This is a genomic window from Sphingomonas sp. SP1 (assembly GCF_058313395.1).
In genome coordinates this window covers 1,141,104-1,159,780 of sequence record NZ_JBZFLC010000001.1, presented here as the reverse complement: position 1 = coordinate 1,159,780, position 18,677 = coordinate 1,141,104, and the positions used below count along the sequence as shown (strand labels likewise).

The 18,677-nt window shown below is 65.4% G+C and carries 18 protein-coding genes and 1 tRNA gene; 7 read left to right on the top strand and 12 right to left on the bottom strand.

The annotated features are described in order from the left end of the window. The first annotated feature begins 112 nt into the window (after positions 1 to 112). Complete coding sequence (locus tag AC4GYS_RS05885; RefSeq protein ID WP_491108158.1) at positions 113 to 1,453, top strand: MFS transporter; 1,341 nt, start codon at positions 113 to 115, stop codon at positions 1,451 to 1,453. Here the strand turns inward: AC4GYS_RS05885 and AC4GYS_RS05880 are convergent. The 8 genes from AC4GYS_RS05880 to rpsM all read right to left on the bottom strand — a co-directional run bounded on the left by AC4GYS_RS05880 (position 1,443) and on the right by rpsM (position 7,846). After that, positions 1,443 to 1,595 (bottom strand): hypothetical protein, encoded by a 153-nt coding sequence (locus AC4GYS_RS05880; RefSeq protein ID WP_491108157.1) that lies wholly within the window; start codon positions 1,593 to 1,595, stop codon positions 1,443 to 1,445. The two genes, AC4GYS_RS05885 and AC4GYS_RS05880, sit on opposite strands and share 11 nt — an antisense overlap. A gap of 232 nt (positions 1,596 to 1,827) precedes the next feature. Beyond that, a tRNA-Leu gene (locus AC4GYS_RS05875) sits at positions 1,828 to 1,909 on the bottom strand. A gap of 178 nt (positions 1,910 to 2,087) precedes the next feature. Next, positions 2,088 to 2,384, bottom strand: a complete 297-nt coding sequence (locus AC4GYS_RS05870) for an integration host factor subunit beta (RefSeq protein WP_491108156.1) — start codon at positions 2,382 to 2,384, stop codon at positions 2,088 to 2,090. Positions 2,385 to 2,527: 143 nt separating this feature from the next. After that, positions 2,528 to 4,237, bottom strand: a complete 1,710-nt coding sequence (rpsA, locus tag AC4GYS_RS05865) for a 30S ribosomal protein S1 (RefSeq protein WP_491108155.1) — start codon at positions 4,235 to 4,237, stop codon at positions 2,528 to 2,530. Positions 4,238 to 4,632: 395 nt separating this feature from the next. Next, positions 4,633 to 5,511, bottom strand: coding sequence for an outer membrane protein (locus tag AC4GYS_RS05860; RefSeq protein ID WP_491108154.1), 879 nt, complete (start codon positions 5,509 to 5,511; stop codon positions 4,633 to 4,635). A gap of 286 nt (positions 5,512 to 5,797) precedes the next feature. Then, a complete protein-coding gene (locus tag AC4GYS_RS05855) occupies positions 5,798 to 6,877 on the bottom strand; it encodes a DNA-directed RNA polymerase subunit alpha (RefSeq protein ID WP_491108153.1) in 1,080 nt (359 codons plus the stop codon). 98 nt (positions 6,878 to 6,975) lie between these two features. After that, the gene (gene rpsK / locus AC4GYS_RS05850; RefSeq protein ID WP_205481127.1) at positions 6,976 to 7,365 is read right to left on the bottom strand and encodes a 30S ribosomal protein S11; all 390 of its coding nucleotides are present in this window, start codon (positions 7,363 to 7,365) and stop codon (positions 6,976 to 6,978) included. 112 nt (positions 7,366 to 7,477) lie between these two features. Continuing rightward, positions 7,478 to 7,846, bottom strand: coding sequence for a 30S ribosomal protein S13 (gene rpsM, locus AC4GYS_RS05845; RefSeq protein ID WP_491108152.1), 369 nt, complete (start codon positions 7,844 to 7,846; stop codon positions 7,478 to 7,480). Between the two features lie 203 nt (positions 7,847 to 8,049). Between rpsM and AC4GYS_RS05840 the strand changes: the two genes are divergently transcribed. From AC4GYS_RS05840 to AC4GYS_RS05815, 6 genes are all read left to right on the top strand, one after another. Beyond that, entirely contained in the window at positions 8,050 to 8,991 is a 942-nt protein-coding gene (locus AC4GYS_RS05840; protein ID WP_491108151.1) for a bifunctional riboflavin kinase/FAD synthetase, read from the top strand. 110 nt (positions 8,992 to 9,101) lie between these two features. Then, complete coding sequence (gene ileS / locus AC4GYS_RS05835; RefSeq protein ID WP_491108150.1) at positions 9,102 to 12,125, top strand: isoleucine--tRNA ligase; 3,024 nt, start codon at positions 9,102 to 9,104, stop codon at positions 12,123 to 12,125. Continuing rightward, positions 12,122 to 12,628, top strand: a complete 507-nt coding sequence (gene lspA, locus AC4GYS_RS05830; protein WP_491108149.1) for a signal peptidase II — start codon at positions 12,122 to 12,124, stop codon at positions 12,626 to 12,628. Before ileS ends, lspA begins: the two co-directional genes overlap by 4 nt. Further along, positions 12,621 to 13,034 (top strand): DUF3035 domain-containing protein, encoded by a 414-nt coding sequence (locus AC4GYS_RS05825; RefSeq protein WP_491108148.1) that lies wholly within the window; start codon positions 12,621 to 12,623, stop codon positions 13,032 to 13,034. The genes lspA and AC4GYS_RS05825 overlap by 8 nt, the downstream gene beginning before the upstream one ends. A gap of 23 nt (positions 13,035 to 13,057) precedes the next feature. Further along, positions 13,058 to 13,609 (top strand): winged helix-turn-helix domain-containing protein, encoded by a 552-nt coding sequence (locus tag AC4GYS_RS05820; RefSeq protein ID WP_491108147.1) that lies wholly within the window; start codon positions 13,058 to 13,060, stop codon positions 13,607 to 13,609. Between the two features lie 82 nt (positions 13,610 to 13,691). After that, positions 13,692 to 14,075, top strand: coding sequence for a hypothetical protein (locus AC4GYS_RS05815; protein WP_491108146.1), 384 nt, complete (start codon positions 13,692 to 13,694; stop codon positions 14,073 to 14,075). On the opposite strand, the gene sseA is transcribed toward AC4GYS_RS05815, so the two are convergent. From sseA to AC4GYS_RS05795, 4 genes are read right to left on the bottom strand one after another with little or no spacing between them, the layout of a single operon-like run. Further along, positions 14,072 to 14,911: a 3-mercaptopyruvate sulfurtransferase gene (gene sseA / locus AC4GYS_RS05810; RefSeq protein WP_491108145.1), complete on the bottom strand. Its 840-nt coding sequence runs from the start codon at positions 14,909 to 14,911 to the stop codon at positions 14,072 to 14,074. The two genes, AC4GYS_RS05815 and sseA, sit on opposite strands and share 4 nt — an antisense overlap. Next, the gene (gene queF, locus AC4GYS_RS05805; protein WP_491108144.1) at positions 14,908 to 15,354 is read right to left on the bottom strand and encodes a preQ(1) synthase; all 447 of its coding nucleotides are present in this window, start codon (positions 15,352 to 15,354) and stop codon (positions 14,908 to 14,910) included. Before queF ends, sseA begins: the two co-directional genes overlap by 4 nt. Beyond that, on the bottom strand, positions 15,351 to 17,336 hold the full coding sequence (locus AC4GYS_RS05800) for an OPT family oligopeptide transporter (RefSeq protein WP_491109367.1): 1,986 nt from the start codon (positions 17,334 to 17,336) through the stop codon (positions 15,351 to 15,353). The genes queF and AC4GYS_RS05800 overlap by 4 nt, the downstream gene beginning before the upstream one ends. A 40-nt stretch (positions 17,337 to 17,376) precedes the next feature. Further along, positions 17,377 to 18,582 carry a M20 metallopeptidase family protein gene (locus tag AC4GYS_RS05795; protein WP_491108143.1) on the bottom strand — a complete coding sequence of 402 codons (1,206 nt, stop codon included), beginning with the start codon at positions 18,580 to 18,582 and terminating at the stop codon, positions 17,377 to 17,379. Positions 18,583 to 18,677 lie beyond the last annotated feature (95 nt).

Below are 18,677 nucleotides of genomic sequence, written 5' to 3'. Positions count from 1 at the left end.
AGCGCACTCGAAGCCGGCTGTCAGTTAACGAGGGACCAGGCGATAAGGGTTTGGCCGGATCGGGAAAGCTGGCTATGCCCGCCGCCTCTGCCACCGGGAGAGCCCCGCCCCCTTGTTTCAGAATGTCACCCATCTGCTTCGATCGCGGCGCTTCCTGCCGCTATTCGTGACGCAGTTCCTCGGCGCCTTCAACGACAACCTGTTTCGCACCGCGATGGTGATGCTGGTGATCTACGGCATTTTCCGTTCCGCCGAACAGGAAGCGGCCTTCAGCGCGGTCGCGGGCGGCTTGTTCATCCTGCCCTTCTTCCTGCTGTCGGCGCTTGCCGGACAGCTGGCCGACGCGATCGACAAGACGCGCATCATTCGGGCGGTGAAAACGGCGGAGATCGGCATCATGGTCTTCGGGGCGGCCGGCCTGCTGCTACATAACATCCCCCTTCTGCTCACCGCGCTGGCCGCGATGGGCGTGCATTCGACTTTCTTCGGACCGATCAAATACGCGATCCTGCCGCAGCACCTGCGCGACGATGAGGTCCTGGGCGGGACCGGACTGGTGGAAGCGGGGACCTATATCGCGATCCTGGGCGGCACGATCCTGGGCGGTATCCTGGTGCTGCAAAATCCGGACGGCAGCTACCATGCCGAGTGGGCCGCCGCCGGCGTACTGATCGTGGCTGTTCTCGGGCGCATCTCCGGTCACTTCGTCCCCGCCGCGCCACCGGTCGATGAGCCGGATAACGACCCGGAGTTTCCCTCCCGCGGGCTGGACTGGCATATCCTTCGCGCCTCCGTCCGCCTGATCAAGGCCACCATGCATATCCCGCGGCTTTTCATGGCGATCATGGCGATCAGCTTCTTCTGGGCGATGGGCGCGGTTCTGGCCGCCCAGTTTCCGCCACTCGTCAAGAACGTGTTCTTCGGCAATCAAAGCGTCGCTACCCTGTTCCTGGCGATATTTTCGGTGGGAGTTGCGGTCGGATCGGTGGCGATCAACCGGCTGCTGAAAGGCGAAGTTTCCGCCCGCTATGCCCCGGCATCGGCCCTGGGCATGGGCTTTTTCGTCCTGCTGTTGTTCGTCCTGGCCCGCACCTGGCCCACCAGCGACCGGCTGCTCTCGCTTGGACAGTTCCTCGCCGATCCGAAGGCGCTGCTGGTCGTGGCCGTCCTGTTCGGGGTGGCGGTCGCAGGCGGAATGTTCGTCGTGCCGCTCTATGCCTTCCTAACCACCACCGTGCCCAAGTCCGAAACTGCCCGCACGGTCGCAGCGAACAACATTGTCAACTCGGGCGCGATGGTCGCGGCGACGCTGATCCTGACCGGCCTGGTCACGGTGGGGGTGTCGATCGCGGGAACCCTGCTGCTGGTGTCGGTGGGAAGCCTGGTTTCCGCTTGGCTGGGGTGGAAGCTGCACCTGGCGTGCGACCTGCCGTCCTCGGCGATCAGGCGATGAATAGGCTGACGCTCAAAAAACCCGCCGCATAGGTCAACAGGAACAGCTTCAGGTCCGCGGAAACGTCGCGCTCCCCGGCCGAGGCGGTGACGGCCTGTGGCCCGATGATCTTCGCCCGGATGGCATGAACCGGCATTCGCATGGCAAAAGTCCTAACAAGACGTTTACCATTCGCAACGCGGCTTTTGCGTCGCTTGCTCCCGCCGTCCCGCCGCGGGACAGGATGCAACCAATATCGCTGGACTTTCCCCGCGGGGCTGTTGGGCTGAGGTGAGCGGCGGCGACCCGGTGATTGCTGCCGCCAGCACCTCGCTGGCTGTTTTCGCGCACAGGTTTGAAGTTGTGGCCGCGGCCACGGGCTGGGTCCCCGTCCGTGCGGACGGCGGGACTCGAACCCGCACGCCCTGGGGCAGAAGATTTTAAGTCTCCAGCGTCTACCGGTTCCGCCACGTCCGCACGGCGTGCTTGTTGGGCGGAGGATGATCGAGGTCAAGGGCTGAGATTTGCAGGATGGACGCCTGCTTCAAGCCACTGAGAGCGTGAGTTCGGCTCGCGCTGGTCGGGGCCGGAGAGTCAGCCTTCCAGAACCCTGATGCGACTTACGCGTCGCTGGAGCCAGAACGCTCCGCGGACGCTATTCGGCAGTCACTTCGCCAAGGTTGAGCCGCTCACGCATTTCCTTGCCGGGCTTGAAGTACGGCACGCGCTTGGCCTCCACGTCGACACTGGCGCCCGTGCGCGGATTGCGGCCGACGCGGGCGTCCCGCTGGCGGGTGGAAAACGCGCCGAAGCCGCGCAGTTCGACGCGGCCGCCGGTGGCAAGCTGTTCGGTGATCGAATCAAACAGCGCGGAGACAAGATCCTCCACCTCGCGCTGCGTAAGGTCCGGAAAGTCGCCGCACAGCTTGTGCACCAGTTCCGATCGGATCATGCCTGCTCGTTCCCCGCTTAGCCTTACAGTCCAGACGCTTACCCCGACCCAAGCTGTCAGAAGATGAACGGGTGCGCAAGCAAGCGAGCTGTTCAAAAAAGTCAAAGGGCGCGACGATCCCGGCCGCCGCGCCCTTTGATGCCTTACTTCTTGGTGGCCGCATCCTTCAGCGCCGCGCCCAGGATGTCGCCGAGCGACGCACCCGAGTCGGAGCTTCCGTACTGCGCAACCGCCTGCTTTTCCTCGGCGATCTGCAGCGCCTTGATCGAGAAGGTCGGCTTCTTGGACCGGTCGAAGCCGGTGACGAGTGCGTCGAACTTCTGACCGACCTGGAAACGCTCCGGCCGCTGCTCGTCACGATCGCGGCCAAGATCGGTCCGCTTGATGAAGCCCGTCGCGCCATCGTCGCCGACTTGCACCTCAAGACCGCCGTCGCGAACTTCCAGAACGGTGACCGTCACGGTCTCGCCCTTGTTCGCGCCCGTGCCGGTGCCACCGCCGACGGCGACCCCGCCCCGCTCGAGCTGCTTGATGCCCAGGCTGATGCGCTCCTTCTCGACATCGACGTCCAGGACCTGCGCTTCGACGCGCTCGCCCTTGCGGTGCAGCTGAAGCGCATCCTCGCCCGACACGCCCCAAGCGATGTCCGACATGTGGACCATGCCGTCCACGTCGCCGTCGAGGCCGACGAACAGGCCGAATTCGGTGGCGTTCTTGACTTCGCCTTCGACGGTCGAACCGACCGGGTGCTTCTCCGCGAAGTCGGCCCAAGGGTTGGTCTGAGCCTGCTTGAGGCCCAGCGAAATCCGACGCTTCTCCTGATCGACCTCGAGGATCTTGACGTCGACTTCCTGGCTGGTGCTGACGATCTTGCCCGGGTGGACGTTCTTCTTGGTCCAGCTCATCTCCGACACGTGGACGAGGCCCTCGATGCCCGGCTCGAGCTCGACGAAGGCACCATATTCGGTGATGTTGGTAACCCGGCCGCGGAACGTGCCCTCGATCGGATACTTGGCCGATGCGCCTTCCCACGGATCGCTTTCCAGCTGCTTCATGCCAAGGCTGATGCGCTGCGTATCGCGATTGATGCGAATGATCTGCACCTTGACCGTGTCACCGATGTTTATGACCTCGCTCGGGTGGTTGACGCGCTTGTAGCTGATGTCCGTGACGTGCAGCAGGCCGTCGATGCCGCCCAGGTCCACGAACGCGCCATAGTCGGTGATATTCTTGACGACGCCGTCGATCACCTGACCCTCGGCCAGCGACTGAATAAGGCCGCTGCGCTGCTCGGCGCGGGTTTCTTCCAGGATGGCCCGGCGCGACACCACGATGTTCCCGCGGCGACGATCCATCTTCAGGATCTGGAACGGCTGCGGCAAGTCCATCAGCGGCGCGACATCGCGCACCGGACGGATATCGACCTGGCTGCCCGGCAGGAAGGCCACGGCACCGCCCAGGTCGACCGTGAATCCGCCCTTCACACGACCAAAGATCACGCCGTCGACACGGTTGCCGGCCTCGAATTCCTTTTCCAGCTTGTCCCAAGCTGCTTCGCGACGGGCGCGGTCACGGCTGAGCATCGCTTCGCCGTTCGCGTTCTCGACCCGGTCGACGTAAACCTCGACCTTGTCACCGACGTTGAGCTCCGCCTTCTGACCCGGCGCAGCGAACTCACGCAGCGGCACGCGGCCTTCGCTCTTCAGGCCGACGTCGATGACCGCGAGGTCGTTTTCGATCGCCGTAACCGTACCTTCGACGACGCGGCCTTCGAATGCCTCGTTCTCGCCGCCAAGTTGTTCGTTCAGGAGAGCCGCGAAATCATCGCGCGTTGGGAAAGCCGTAGTGGCCATGAGGATGTGATACTTTCAGTCTTTGTTTCGTTTGCCGCCAGCCGGACCACCATGGTCGGCTTGCCATCTGGCGGGCCTGGAAACCCGGTAAACGCCTGCCCGGCCCCATGCCGGCACAAGCGTCCCGTGAGCAGGAAGAGCGAGCAAACCTGCCGATGCGACAAACGCGTCAGGGGGCGTGGCCTCATGACGACCGACCTGACCTGCGCACGCAAAGGACGAGCTTGCCCGCGAGTCTGACTACTCGCAGGACGTGGCGCCCTTAGCCCAGAGTAGCTCGGGAGGCAATGAAGGCGGCACGCGCGGGAATCGAAAAGGCCACGGGGACATGCCCCGTGGCCTCTCGATCGTCAGGTCGGACCTGGGCGAACCCGGATCCATCCCGACAAAAGCGCTTAGCCGCGCTCCGGAGCCGGCGGCGGCGGCGGCGGCGGGGGCGGCGGCAGCGGGCAGCTGTCGGTCGCCAGGATCACCGAACCGTCCGGGCAGGTCTGCGTCGCCGGGGGCGGCGGAGCAACCGGAGCAGGCGGCGGCGGCGGCGGCGGCGGAGGAGCCGCTTCCGGAGCGCCGAAGTTGAAGATCAGGCTGGCCAGCAGCGAGTGGCTGCGGAACTTCTGCTCGAAGTTGCCGAACGCCGCGATCCCGGCGCCGTCGTCAAAGAACGGCGTGGTTTCGTCGAAGAAATCGAGCTTGCCGGTGCGGAAGTAGCGATACTTCAGGCCGAGATCGATGTTGTCGCTGACCGCAGTACGAACACCGGCGATGAGCTGGTAGGCCCAGGCGTTGTCCTTCTCGCCAGCGAACTTGACGCGAGCGCGACCGACGCCGCCACCGGCGTAGAAGCTGACGCCGTCTTCGTTGCCGAAGTCGACGAGGCCGTTGAGCATGCCGGACAGAACCTTGGCGCGGCCGTCGAGGTCGAAGTCTTCATCGGCGATCGGGCCGAGGTCGTCTTCGAGCTCGCCGCTGAACTCGAGGTTGTCGAGCTTGGCGCGCTTCTGGCTCAGTTCGCCTTCGAGGCGGAACATGCCGAAGTCGTAGCCGACGATCACGCCGAGATCGAGACCACGCTTGTAGTCGATGCCGATCGCGTCGTTGTAGTCGGTCGTGATGGTGCCATCACCGGTCGCGTCAACGATCGTGATGTCGACATCCTGGTCCTTCGGGAACAGGACGCCCGCTTCCAGACCGAGGTAAGCGGAACCGTCGCGCGCGGCGGCCGGGCTGGCCATTGCCGCGGCCGAAACGGCAGCCGCCAGGAGGAACTTCTTCATTACTATCCCCTTCTATTGTGGGTTGAGCAGGTGCAGCCCTAACCGACCCGCACCTTAAGAGTTGCAGAATTCTGCCGACATCCGGGGAAACAGCGGAGCACTGTTGCAGCGCAGCAACATTCCCTGTTAGCAACCTTTCGTTACCGCAATCGCCGAAATGCAGAAAAACTATTTGGCGCCAGTTCGATAGCTGCGGCAGCCATGTCAGGACCAATGAAAAGGCCGGCTCGAACACGAACCGGCCCTAACATGCAGCCTTAAATCCGAAAGCAGCCAGTTCGAGAAACTAGCCGAGCATTTCCTGCTCGAGCTTCTTGGCCATCTCTTCAATATTCTCGGGCGGCCAGCCCGGGATGTCCATGCCTAGGCGCAGACCCATGGACGCAAGCACTTCCTTGATCTCGTTGAGGCTCTTCCGGCCGAAGTTCGGCGTGCGCAGCATCTCGGCCTCGGTCTTCTGGACGAGGTCGCCGATGTAGATGATGTTGTCGTTCTTAAGGCAGTTGGCCGAACGGACCGACAGCTCCAGCTCGTCCACCTTCTTGAGCAGGTAACGATTAAGCTGGTTGGTGTCGGCGGTCGCTTCCGGCATGGACGAACCGGCGCTCGGCGCCGCGGCCTGGCCGATCATCGGCGAGGAGCTCCGGATCTGGCCGTCGTCGAAGCCGACGAACAGGGCCAGCTGATCCTGCAGGATGCGCGCGGCATAGCCGACCGCCTCTTCAGGGCTGACCGTACCGTCCGTCTCGACCGTCAGGGTCAGCTTGTCATAATCAAGCTCCTGCCCGACGCGGGTGTTCTCGACCTTGTAGGCGACCTGACGAACCGGGCTGTACAGCGCGTCCACAGGGATAAGGCCGATCGGCGCGTCGGCCGGGCGGTTCGCCGAAGCGGCGACATAGCCCTTACCAATATCGGCCGTCAGTTCCATGTTGAGCGTCGCACCCTGGTCGAGGTGGCAGATGACGAGTTCGGGGTTGGTGATTTCGATGTCGCCCGAGGTCTGGATCTGGCCGGCGGTGACTTCACCCGGGCCGGTGGCGGTGAGGTGCAGCCGCTTGGGCCCCTCGCCTTCCATCTTCAGCGCGACCTGCTTGATGTTGAGAACGATGTCGGTGACGTCCTCACGCACACCGGCAAGGCTCGAGAACTCGTGAAGCACGCCTTCGATCTTGATCGACGTGACAGCGGCGCCCTGAAGCGAGCTCAGGAGCACGCGGCGCAGCGAATTGCCCAGGGTCATGCCGAAGCCACGCTCCAGCGGCTCGGCCACGAACACGGCCTTGCGGCGAGCATCGCCGCCGACCTTGCGCTCCAGCGCGTTCGGCTTCTTCAATTCCTGCCAGTTCTTTGCGTTGACGGCCATTTTGCTTCCTTGGCAGCGGGGCGGCGACGTCTCGCCAGGCCCCTGTTATCGTTATCGTTTGCAAACCTTGCGGCCGAAGATCACTCCGGCCGTGAGGCTTAGACGCGGCGACGCTTGGACGGGCGGACGCCATTGTGCGGAATGGGGGTCACGTCGCGGATGGACGTGATCTGGAACCCGACCGCCTGCAACGCCCGAAGCGCGCTCTCGCGGCCCGAGCCCGGACCCTTCACTTCGACTTCCAGCGTGCGAACACCGTGGTCGGCGGCCTTGCGGCCCGCATCCTCGGCCGCGACCTGCGCGGCGTAGGGGGTCGACTTGCGGCTGCCCTTGAAGCCCATCATTCCGGCCGAGCTCCAGGCAATCGCATTGCCCTGCGCGTCGGTGATGGTGATCATGGTGTTGTTGAAGCTGGCGTTCACGTGGGCGACACCGGCCGTGATGTTCTTGCGCTCGCGGCGGCGAAGGCGCTGGGGTGCTTGAGCCATTGGTCTCTACATCCTGAAACTATGTTGCGTGCGGAGGCGAGCCTCCGTCGGAAAGAGGAAGGGTGAGGCACGTCACCACGCATGTAGCGTGGCGCCGAGCGCCCCAGCTTGGTTACTTCTTCTTGCCTGCGATCGGCTTGGCCTTGCCCTTGCGGGTGCGCGCATTGGTGTGCGTGCGCTGGCCGCGGACCGGCAGGCCCTTGCGGTGACGCAGGCCACGATAGCAGGCCAGGTCCATCAGCCGCTTGATGTTCATCGCGGTCTCGCGGCGAAGGTCACCCTCCACCGTGTGATCGGCGTCGATGGTTTCACGGATCTGCAGGACCTCCTGGTCCGACAGGTCCTGAACCCGGCGCTCGGAAGCGATGTTCAGCTTGGCGGCGATTTCCTTCGCCTTGGTCCGGCCGATGCCGTGGATGTAGGTCAGCGCGATTTCCACGCGCTTGTTGGTCGGGATGTTCACACCCGCAATACGTGCCATGTGTTCCTAGTTCTCCGTCTGCTCCACAGGGCACTCTCGAGTGCCCCATCTCGTCGCTGGGACCCGCCACCAACGGAAAAACGGCGGACGCAAGACATGCGCCGCCGGTCACCGGAGGAACGGGATGCGGCGCAGATATGTGTAGGAGAGCCTTGAGTCAACCGCTTTGCGGATGGATTGCACCTCCGCTACAGCCGAACGCAATGGAGCGGCTTTCCCTGTCGGACGGCATCCCCGATCGGTTCCGCGGGGCTATCGTCGCACTTGGCAATTTCGACGGTTTCCACCTCGGCCACCAGGCGGTGGTGGGGCGGGCGGTCGCGCGGGCGGCGCATGAGGGACGCCCGGCGATCGTCGCAACCTTCGACCCGCATCCGGTCCGCTTCTTTCGCCCGGATGTGCCACCGTTCCGCCTGACCACACTGGATCAGCGGCAGCGGTTGTTCGCCGGGGCGGGCGCGGACGCGATGCTGGTGTTTCGTTTCGACGCCTGGCTGGCCGGCACGAGCGCGGAGGATTTCGTGGCCAGGCTGCTGGCAGAGCAGATCGGCGCGGCCGGGGTGGTCACGGGCGAGGACTTCACCTTTGGCGCGAAACGCGGTGGCAATGTCGAGGTGTTGCGTGAACTTGGTGCGCGATACGGTGTCACGGCGGAGGCGGTGGCGCCAGTGGCGCTGAGCGAGGAACCGGTCAGTTCAAGCCGCATCCGCGACGCGCTCCAGTCCGCCGACCCGGGCACCGCCACCCGTCTTCTCTCTCGCCCCTTCGCCATCGCGGGCAAGGTGGAGCATGGCGACAAGCGTGGCCGAACGCTGGGCTACCCCACCGCCAACATGCGACTTGGCGACTACCTGCGGCCCACCTACGGCATCTACGCGGTTCGGGCCCGGCTGGACGACGGCACCGAGCATGCTGGGGTGGCGAGCCTCGGCATCCGCCCGACCTTCGATCCGCCGGCGGAACTGCTGGAGACCTACCTGTTCCACTATGGAGGCGATCTTTATGGCCGGACGCTGGATGTGTCGCTGCACGCCTACCTGCGGGGTGAAGAGAAGTTCGAGAGCATGGACACGCTGGTCGAGCAGATGAAGCAGGACGAGGCCGAGGCCCGGCGGCTGCTGCTGCCCTCGTCATCCCGGCCTTGAGCCGGGATCCGCCTTCCTTTTGCTTAGGAAGAAGAAGTCAGACCCCGGATCAAGTCCGGGGTGACGACGCATTTTGCATTATCGACAAGCCCCGCTAGAGCCGCGCGCAAATGTCAGACGCCGAACAAAAGCCAGACTACCGCTCCACCGTCTTCCTGCCGAAGACCGACTTTCCGATGAAGGCCGGCCTGCCGCAGAAGGAGCCGCAGATCCTCGCCAAGTGGCAGGAACAGGACCTCTACGCCCGCATCCGCGAGGCGCGCGCCGGGCGGGAAAAGTTCATTCTCCACGACGGCCCGCCTTACGCCAACGGCGACATGCACATCGGCCATGCGCTCAACCATATCCTGAAGGACATGGTGGTGCGCACCCAGACGCTGCTGGGGAAGGACGCGCCCTACGTGCCCGGCTGGGACTGCCACGGGCTGCCGATCGAGTGGAAGGTCGAGGAGCAGTACCGCAAGAAGAAGCGCAACAAGGACGAGGTCCCCCCGGCCGAGTTCCGTGCCGAGTGCCGCGCCTATGCCCAGCATTGGGTCGACGTGCAGCGTGAGCAGCTGAAGCGGCTCGGCATCGGCGGTGATTGGGACCAGCCATATCTGACGATGGACTTTCAGGCCGAGGCGACCATCGTCTCCGAGCTGATGAAGTTCGCGGAAAGTGGCCAGGTCTACCGTGGCGCCAAGCCGGTGATGTGGAGCCCGGTCGAAAAGACCGCGCTGGCCGAGGCCGAAATCGAATATGAGGACGTCACTTCGACCCAGATCGACGTGGCGTTCGAGATCGTCGAAAGCCCTATCCCTGAGCTGGTCGGCGCCCATGCAGTGGTGTGGACCACCACGCCGTGGACGATCCCCGTCAACCAGGCGATCGCTTATGGTGAAGAGGTCGAATATGAGTTGATCGAGTGGGGCGATCCAGCGCGGAAGTTCCTCGTCGCCAGTGCGCTTAAGCCTGCCCTGATCAGCCGCCTGAGCGACGAGTTGCTGCGGGACCAGGACGCACCATCGATCGACCTGCCGCTGGAGTGGCACGAAAATTTCCTCGCCGAGATGGATGCGATCGAGGCGGCCGACCCGTCCCCCGAACCGACCCGCTGGACGGGCTCGGACCTCGCCGGCACCATCGCCCGCCACCCGATGCACCACCTCGGCGGCTTCTTCGCTCGTCCGCGACCGCTGATCCCCGGTCACCACGTCACCACCGATGCCGGCACCGGCCTCGTCCACATGGCGCCCGACCATGGGGAGGAGGATTTCGAGGTCTGCAAGGCGCACGGCATCGACCCGGTGTTCGCGGTCGAGGGCGACGGCAAATATCGCGAGGATTGGGCGTGGCTCGGCGGCCAGGGTTCGGTCATCAACCAGAAATTCAATGCACCGGACGGCCCGATCTGCTTCGACCTCCGCGAAGCGGGCGCGCTGCTCTCCGCCGGCGATTTCCGCCATAGCTACCCGCACTCGTGGCGCTCCAAGGCCCGCGTTATCTACCGCTGCACCCCGCAATGGTTCATCGCGATGGATAAGGAACTCGCCCCTCTCCCAACAGGGGAGAGGGAGGGGCCCGCTGCGCAGCAGTGGGAGGGTGAGGGGTGTGACAGCTCACCCAAGCACACCCCTCACCCTTCCGCGGCTTCGCCACTCCCTCCCTCTCCCCGCGGGGGAGAGGGGCTAACTCTGCGCGAAACGGCCCTCAACGCCATCGCCGCCACCCGCTTCATTCCCGAAAAGGGCCGAAACCGGATCGGCTCCATGGTGCAGGACCGCCCCGACTGGGTCATTTCCCGCCAGCGCGCGTGGGGCGTGCCGATCACCCTGTTCGTTGAGCGCAAGACCGGCAAATACCTGGTCGATGCAGAGGTCAACGCCCGCATTGTCGTCGCCATCCGCGAGAAGGGCGTCGACGCCTGGAGCGAAGAGGGCGCTGCTGCCCGCTTACTCGGAGAAGGCCGCAATCCCGACGATTTCGAGCAGGTCACCGACATTCTCGACGTCTGGTTCGACAGCGGCTGCACCCATGCCTTCGTATTGGAAAGCGGCCGCTGGCCCGAGCAGCGCTGGCCCGCCGACCTCTACCTCGAAGGCTCCGACCAGCACCGCGGCTGGTTCCAGAGTTCGCTGATGGAAAGCTGCGGCACCCGCGGCCGAGCGCCGTACGAGGCGGTCCTGACCCACGGCTTCACCATGGACTCCAAGGGCATGAAAATGTCCAAGAGCCTGGGCAACACCATCAACCCGCTCGACCTGATGCGCGACAATGGCGCGGACATCCTGCGGCTGTGGGCGCTGTCGGTGGACTTCACCGAGGACCACCGCATCGGCAAGGAGATCCTGGCCGGGGTCGCGGACAGCTATCGCAAGCTCCGCAACACCTTCCGCTACCTGCTCGGCGCGCTCGACGGGTTTGGCGAAGACGAGCGGGTCGCCGACGTGTCCGAGATGCCGGAGCTGGAGCGCTACATGCTCCACCTGCTCGCCACCTTGGACGCAGAACTGAAGCGCGCCACCGCCGAGTTCGACTTCAATGCCTACACGCGCGCATTGACGGACTTCTGCAACAACGACCTGTCAGCCTTCTTCTTCGATATCCGCAAGGACTCGCTCTACTGCGACGCGACCGAGGACGCGAAGCGCCGCGCTTATCGCACCGTGCTCGACACGTTGTTCCATGCCTTGGTCCGCTACGCCGCCCCCGTGCTGGTGTTCACCGCCGAGGAAGTCTGGGGCACGCGCTATCCGGACGGTGGGTCGGTGCATCTGCTGGAGTGGCCGCAGGTCGGCGAGTGGGCCGACCCGGCACTGGCGGAGCAATGGACCGCCCACCGGATCCTGCGCGAGCAGGTCACCGGCGAGATCGAGCCGCTGCGCCGCAATAAGACGATCGGCTCCAGCCTGGAAGCCCGCGTCGCACTCGGGGTCGCCGATGCCCAGGACCGCCCAGCCCTGTCGTCGGATGAGCTTGCCGAGCTGTTCATCGTCTCGGAAGTGCTGGTGGACACGACCAGCGTCACGGAAGGACCGGCAGTCATCGTGCACCGCACCAATTACCAGAAATGCGACCGCTGCTGGCGCCACTTGCCGGAGGTGACCCCGGACGTCGGCCTCTGCGCTCGCTGCGAGGAGGTGGTCGCGTGAGCCATTTTCCCCGCACCGGCCTGCTCGTCGCACTGGTCATCTTCATCGCCGACCAGCTGACCAAGTGGCTGGTGGCCGGGCCGCTCGGCCTGACGGAGCTTGGACAGCAGCTGCACCTCCTGCCCTTCTTCGACCTGACGCGCGTCCACAATCACGGCATTTCGCTCGGCCTGCTCACGGCCGCCAACGACACGCATCGCTGGCTGCTGGTCGCCTTCACGGCCGGCATCGCGGCGGTCGTCAGCTACTGGCTGTGGAAAGAGCCCAAGCGCGGCGACCAGATCGCGCTTGGCATGGTGCTGGGCGGAGCGTTGGGAAATATCGTCGATCGAGCTCGGTTCGGCTATGTCCTGGACTTTGCCGACCTGCACATCGGTGACTTCCGACCCTTTTTGGTCTTCAATGTCGCCGACGCAGCGATTAGCATCGGCGTGGTGATCCTGTTATTGCGGGCGTTCCTGATTAAAGACGCCCGCCCTGAGGAGAAAGTGAACAATGCGTAGCTCCACTGCCCTGCTGACCGGGCTTGTCGCCGTCAGCCTTACGGGCTGCAGCTCCATCTTCGGCGGGGGCGAGGCAAGCCGGCTGGACGAGTTCGCCGTGGCCCGCAACGCGCCGCTGGTGATCCCGCCGGATTATTCCCTCACTCCGCCCGCGCCGGGCACTGCCAGCCTGTCCGCCTCCGATGCGCAGCAGCAGGCGATCCAGGCCCTGTTCGGCGGTCCGGCCCCGCGCTCGGCCGGTGAGACCAGCCTGCTTGAAAAGGCCGGTTCCGACCGTGCCGCACTCGGCATCCGCAGCCTGGCGGGTGATGCCGGCACGCAGGTGGTCGACAAGGGCGAGACCACGCGGACGATCATCAATGCACCGGAAGGCGACACGCAGGTCGCGTCGGTTTCGACGCCCTGATGAACGGAGGAGACGGGGCGATCATGGACGATAATCTTTCCGCACGGTTGGTTGAGGTCGAAGCCATGCTTGACCGATCGCGCCGCCGCTTCGAGGAAGGCGCCAAGCTGGTCGAGGAAGCCCACCGGGCGATCGCCGAGATGCAGCAGCAATTGATCGGGGCTCCATCGACCCACGGCCGCGACGATGGCGACGAGGTCGCCTCGCGAATGCTCCAGTCGCTCCGCGCCAGTGGCGGCGAAATGCCGGCGACCCTGTGTGGTGGCCGACTGGCGGTCGACCAGGTCCAGCGGCTGATCCGGATCGACGGGCATCCCATTGCCATTACCGAGATGGAATATCGCGTGCTGGAGCTGCTGGCATTCGCCCGCAACAACGTCGTCACGCGCACGATGCTGCTGAAGCATCTCTATCGCCGAGCCGACGACCAGCCGCAGCCCAAGATCATCGACGTGTTCATCTCCAAACTGCGCAAGAAGCTTCGCATGGCCTCCGGCGGTGCGGAGTTCATCGAGACGATCCCGCAACGCGGCTGGATCCTGCGCGACCTGGAAACCGCTCCCGCCGCCGCCTGAATGCGCGATTGGGGGATCGCATGAACCGCCTCGTCCCGCTGCGGGACGGGTGCAGCGCGCGATCTTCACATTTTGTTAGCCATTGCCCACCACACCCAAGGGCATGGCGCAACCGCTTCCAAGCCCCTTAACGCCGGACGGCTCCTTCGCTCCGGCCGTCGATGACACCGCTCACGCGGTCGCCCATCTCGCGAGTCTGCGGCAGGCCTTGCGCACGGCGGACATGATGGCCGGCAAGACGAGCGAGCAATTGGCCCAGCCGATCGCCCTTCAGGAGGCCTGGATCGACCTTCCACCAGCGACCCGTCGCTGTTTCGAAGCCCGTGCCAACCGGGCCGCCCGCTCCGCCGGACGCGGTTTCGAGGTGATCTTCGCAGGACCGGTCAACCCGGCCGCCACCGAGGTGCTGTCCGAGCGACTGCGGGCCGACCTTGCCCGGATCGAACAATTGTTCGCGGGCCGCTAGGCCGCCGGACCAAGTTCCTTGGGCGTGGCCGGGTCGCTGCCCCACTCGCTCCAGCTACCGTCATAAAGTCGGACCGCGTCGTTCCCTAGCAGGTGCGCGGCAAAGATCAGGCTGTTGGCCGTGACCCCCGACCCGCAGGTGGCGACGAAGGGCCTGGATGGATCAACACCGGCCTGCTCGAACGCGGCGCGAAGCTCGTCGCGCGACTTGAAAGTGCCATCTTCGCGGTAGAGCGCGGAGTAAGGCAGGTTCCGCGCGCCTGGGATATGGCCGGCTGCAACCCCCGGCCGCGGATCCTTGTCGCTTCCCTCGAAGCGCGCCTGGCTCCGTGCGTCCACCAGCGGCGCGCCCAGCCCCGCCAGCACCGCGGCCTTGTTCACCACCCGCCCCGCGTCCGCAACGGCTTCGAAAAATGCATGGTTCGCCGGCGGATATCCGCGCTCGACCGGACGGCCTTCGGCCAGCCACTTGCCCAGCCCGCCGTCGAGGATCGCGACATGAAGTGGTCCGAAAAGGCGGAGCATGAACCAGGCGCGGGCGGACGTCTTGAGCGCACTGTCGTCGTAGATGACGATCCGGTCGTCCTCGGACACGCCGAGGTCGCGCATGGCGGAAGAAAACTGCTGCGCGGACGGCAGCATGTGAGGGGACGCTGCGTCATGGTCGCTCAACGCGTCGATGTCGAAGAAGCGGGCGCCGGGAATGTGGCGCTCCTCATATTCGGCACGCGCATCGCGATTGTCCGCGGGCATATGCCAGCTGGCATCGAGGACGGTCAGGCCCGGACTGCCCAGCTGGCCCGCCAGCCATTCCGTCGTCACCAGATCGTCCATCATCCTCTCCCGCGATAGCTGGCCACACCCTGGTCCGGGACCCACAACCCCTCGGGCGGAGCGCCGGACTGCCAGAACACGTCGATCGGGATGCCGCCCCGGGGGTACCAATATCCGCCAATGCGCAGCCAGCGCGGCGTCATCTCCGCGAACAGCCGCTGACCGATGCCGACCGTGACATCCTCGTGAAAGCCGCAATGATTGCGAAACGCGCCGAGGAACAGTTTCAGGCTTTTGCTCTCGACGATCGTCTCGCCCGGCGCATAGTCGATCACCAGGTGCGCAAAGTCCGGCTGACCGGTGACGGGACACAAGGACGTGAACTCCGGCGCTGCGAACCGGACCAGATAAAGGCTTCCTGCCCGCGGATTCGGCACATAGTCGAGCTCCGCTTCCTCCGGGGACGCGGGAAGCCCGCTGGTCTGGCCCAGGTGCTTGGGGGTCATCGGACGTTGGCCTCACGCGGGGGGATCTCGGCGGGGTCGTGCGGGGCGGTTGCCGCCGCGTTACGCCGCGTCCAATTGTACAGATAGGCGATGGCGGCCGCGAACAGTAGCAGGCCGAGCGGGACGGCCAAGGGGAAGTCTTCGACCAGGGCCAGCGGCGTGTCGTCGTCGGTCGCCGCGACGATCCCGGCAAACGCCACGCCGAACAGGCTTTCACCCACGATCAGCCCGGTCGCCATCAGGACGCCGAGCCGCTCCTTGAATTCGAAGTTGCCCGACCGCGCGGCCCAGCGATTGTAGAGATGTCCGATCAGCGCGCCCAGCGGGATCAGCAGGGTCAGCGCCATCGGCAGGTAAATGCCCATGCCGACGGCCAGGGGCGGCATCGCGCCCCGCTTCGAACGCCGCAGCGCCTCGTCCACGACGATCACCGCAACGCCGATGAGTGCACCATAGCTGATGAGGTCCCAGCGCAATGATCCGCCTAGAACCCCTTGGGCGATCGCTGAGATCAGCGCGGCCTGGGGGGCAGCGAGCGCGTTCTCGCCGGCGCCCGGCGCACCCTGGAAACCAAAGGCGCTGTTGAGCAGGTCGAGGATGGGCGGGATCACCACCGAACCGAACAGCACGCCAAGCACCAAGGCCACCTGCTGCCGCCAGGGTGTTGCGCCGACCAGCTGTCCGGTCTTCAGATCCTGCAGATTGTCGTTCGAGATGGTCGCGACGCCGAACACGATGGCGGTCACGAACAGGGCGAATGCCACCAGGCTCTGCGCCGACGCCTCGTCCACCCGTCCGAACAGCGCCGCGAGGATCAGGGAGATGCCGAGCACCGCGAGGATGCCCACGCCGGAGATCGGGCTGTTCGATGCGCCGATCAGCCCGGCCATGTACCCGCATACGCTGGCGATGATCACTCCGACGATGAGGATATAGCCGATCGACAGCCCGATGGTGGCGCCGGGGTTGGCCGCGATCGGGCCGGTCTGGGCAAAGCCGTACAGCAGCAATCCGATCGGGATCATCGACAGCAGGATCGTGCCGGCGATCAGGCCGATCGGCAGATCCCGCTCGGTCAGTGCCAGGCTATCCTGTCCGCCGGCCTTGCGCGCCCGGCTGGCGGCTATCGCACCCGAAATGCCGCGGCCGATCGGGCCGAGGATCTTGAGCAGGGTCCAGATCGCCGCGACGCCGATGGTCCCCGCACCGATGAATCGAACCTGCTCACGGAAGACCCCACCGACGAAGGCGTCGAGCTCGGTCCCGGCCGGCGCCGGGGTCAGCCCGGTCAACCACGGGACCAGCACGGCCCAACTGATCAACAGGCCGACGAACATGGCGATGCCGACGGCCAGCCCGACCAGATGACCGACGCCGATCAGCGCCATCGACAGGCTCGTGGAAACCGTGGTGGCGCCTGCTCCAACCCGGAAGGTCGTCGCAGCCTCGGCCGCGACCAGCTTGAACTGGGCGAACAGCGCGAAGGCCGCGCTCGCCAGCGACGACAGGGTGATGGCGCGCAGACCCTTGCGGTTCTCCTCGGCCCCGCCGACGCCAGCGCCGACCTTGAGCACTTCGGCCGCCGCAACGCCTTCGGGATAGGGCAGGTCCGATCCCGTCACCAATGCCCGCCTGAGCGGCACCGAATACATCACGCCCAGCACGCCGCCGATGGCGATCACCGCGACGCTCAACCAATAGGGAAAACCGGTCCACCAGCCGACCATCACCAGGCCCGGCAACACGAAGATGATCGCGCTCAGCGTTCCCGCCGCGGAGGCGATCGTCTGGACGATGTTGTTTTCCTGGATCGTCGCATTCCGCAGTGCCCGGAGGACCGCCATCGAAATCACCGCCGCCGGAATAGACGTGGCGAAGGTGATGCCGATCTTGAGGCCCAGATAGACGTTTGCGGCCGTGAACAGCAGCGTCAGGATCGCGCCCAGAATGATGCCGCGGAAGGTGAGTTCCCTCAGCGGCATGGTCGCCGCGGCAGGAGACGCCGTCACTGTTGCCAAGCTCTTACTCCCAACCGCGCGCAAGGAAGCGCGTTGCAAAGGCGCAGTGAAGCGCAACGCCCCGCTGCAGCCACTCTTCGTGAATGGTCATCTTGGCATTGTGCAGCGGCGCCCGGCTGGCCGCCTCCTCGCCGGGCGGGGCAACGCCGATGAACGCCATCGCGCCCGGCACCTTCTGCAGGACATAGGCAAAGTCCTCGCCGCCCATGATCGGGTTGGGTATTTCCTGGTACGCCTCCGCCCCGAACAGGTCGCTGCTGACCTCCTCGACCAGCCGAACGGCGCGCGGATCGTTGCGGGTGGCGGGATAGCCCTCGTCGATCCGCGCCTCCGCTTCGCATTCGTGGGCGGCGGCGACATGTTGCATCACCCGCACAAAGGCGCGGCGTCCATCCTGGCGGGTGTCGTCGGACAGGGTGCGCAGCGTGCCGAGCACGTCCACCTCGTCGGGAATCACGTTGTGCGTGAAGCCGGCATTGATCCGCGTAATAGAGAGGACGGCCGGGTCGAAGAACCGGGTCCGGCGAGCGATCCAGCTTTGCAGCGCGCCGACCGCCTCACAGGCGACGGGGATCGGGTCCACCGCATCATATGGCATCGCGGCATGGCCGCCCTTGCCGCGGATCTTGGCGATCACCGTGTCCGTCGAGGCCAGCAGCGCGCCCGGCCGGCTGACGACCTGCCCGCCCGGCAACGTCGGCCAGATGTGCAGCGCGAAGGCGGCGTCGGGGACAGGGTCGTCCAACAGCCCGTCCGCCATCATGTGCCGAGCGCCATGATGCCCTTCCTCGCCCGGCTGGAACATGAAGACGACCGTGCCCTGCAGGCTCGACTGCTGGGCGCACAGGATCCGCGCCGCCGCCGCCAGCATCGCCGAATGGGTGTCGTGGCCGCAGGCATGCATCTGGCCGGCAGTCCGCGACGCGAAGTCCAGTCCGGTTTCCTCATGGATCGGAAGCGCGTCCATGTCGCCGCGCAGCAGCACGGTCCGCCCGGGTTGGCCGCCGCGCAAAATCGCGACGAAGCCACTGGTCGAGGTGGAGTCGCGGATCTCCAGCGGCAAACCGTCAAGCGCCGCTTTCAGCTTGGCCGTGGTCCGGGTGCAGTGCAGCCCCAGTTCGGGATCGGCGTGAATGGCGCGACGAAGCGCGATCATGTCGTCGAACTCGGCCGCAGCCGCGGCGGAGAAATCGGTGTTCAACAGGCTCATGCGGTGCGGATGCGCCGTCACGCGCCCGCAATCAAGTGTTCGTCATCCCGCACCTGTTCCGGCACCTTTGCCCCTCGGCAGCCGGGCGAGGCCTA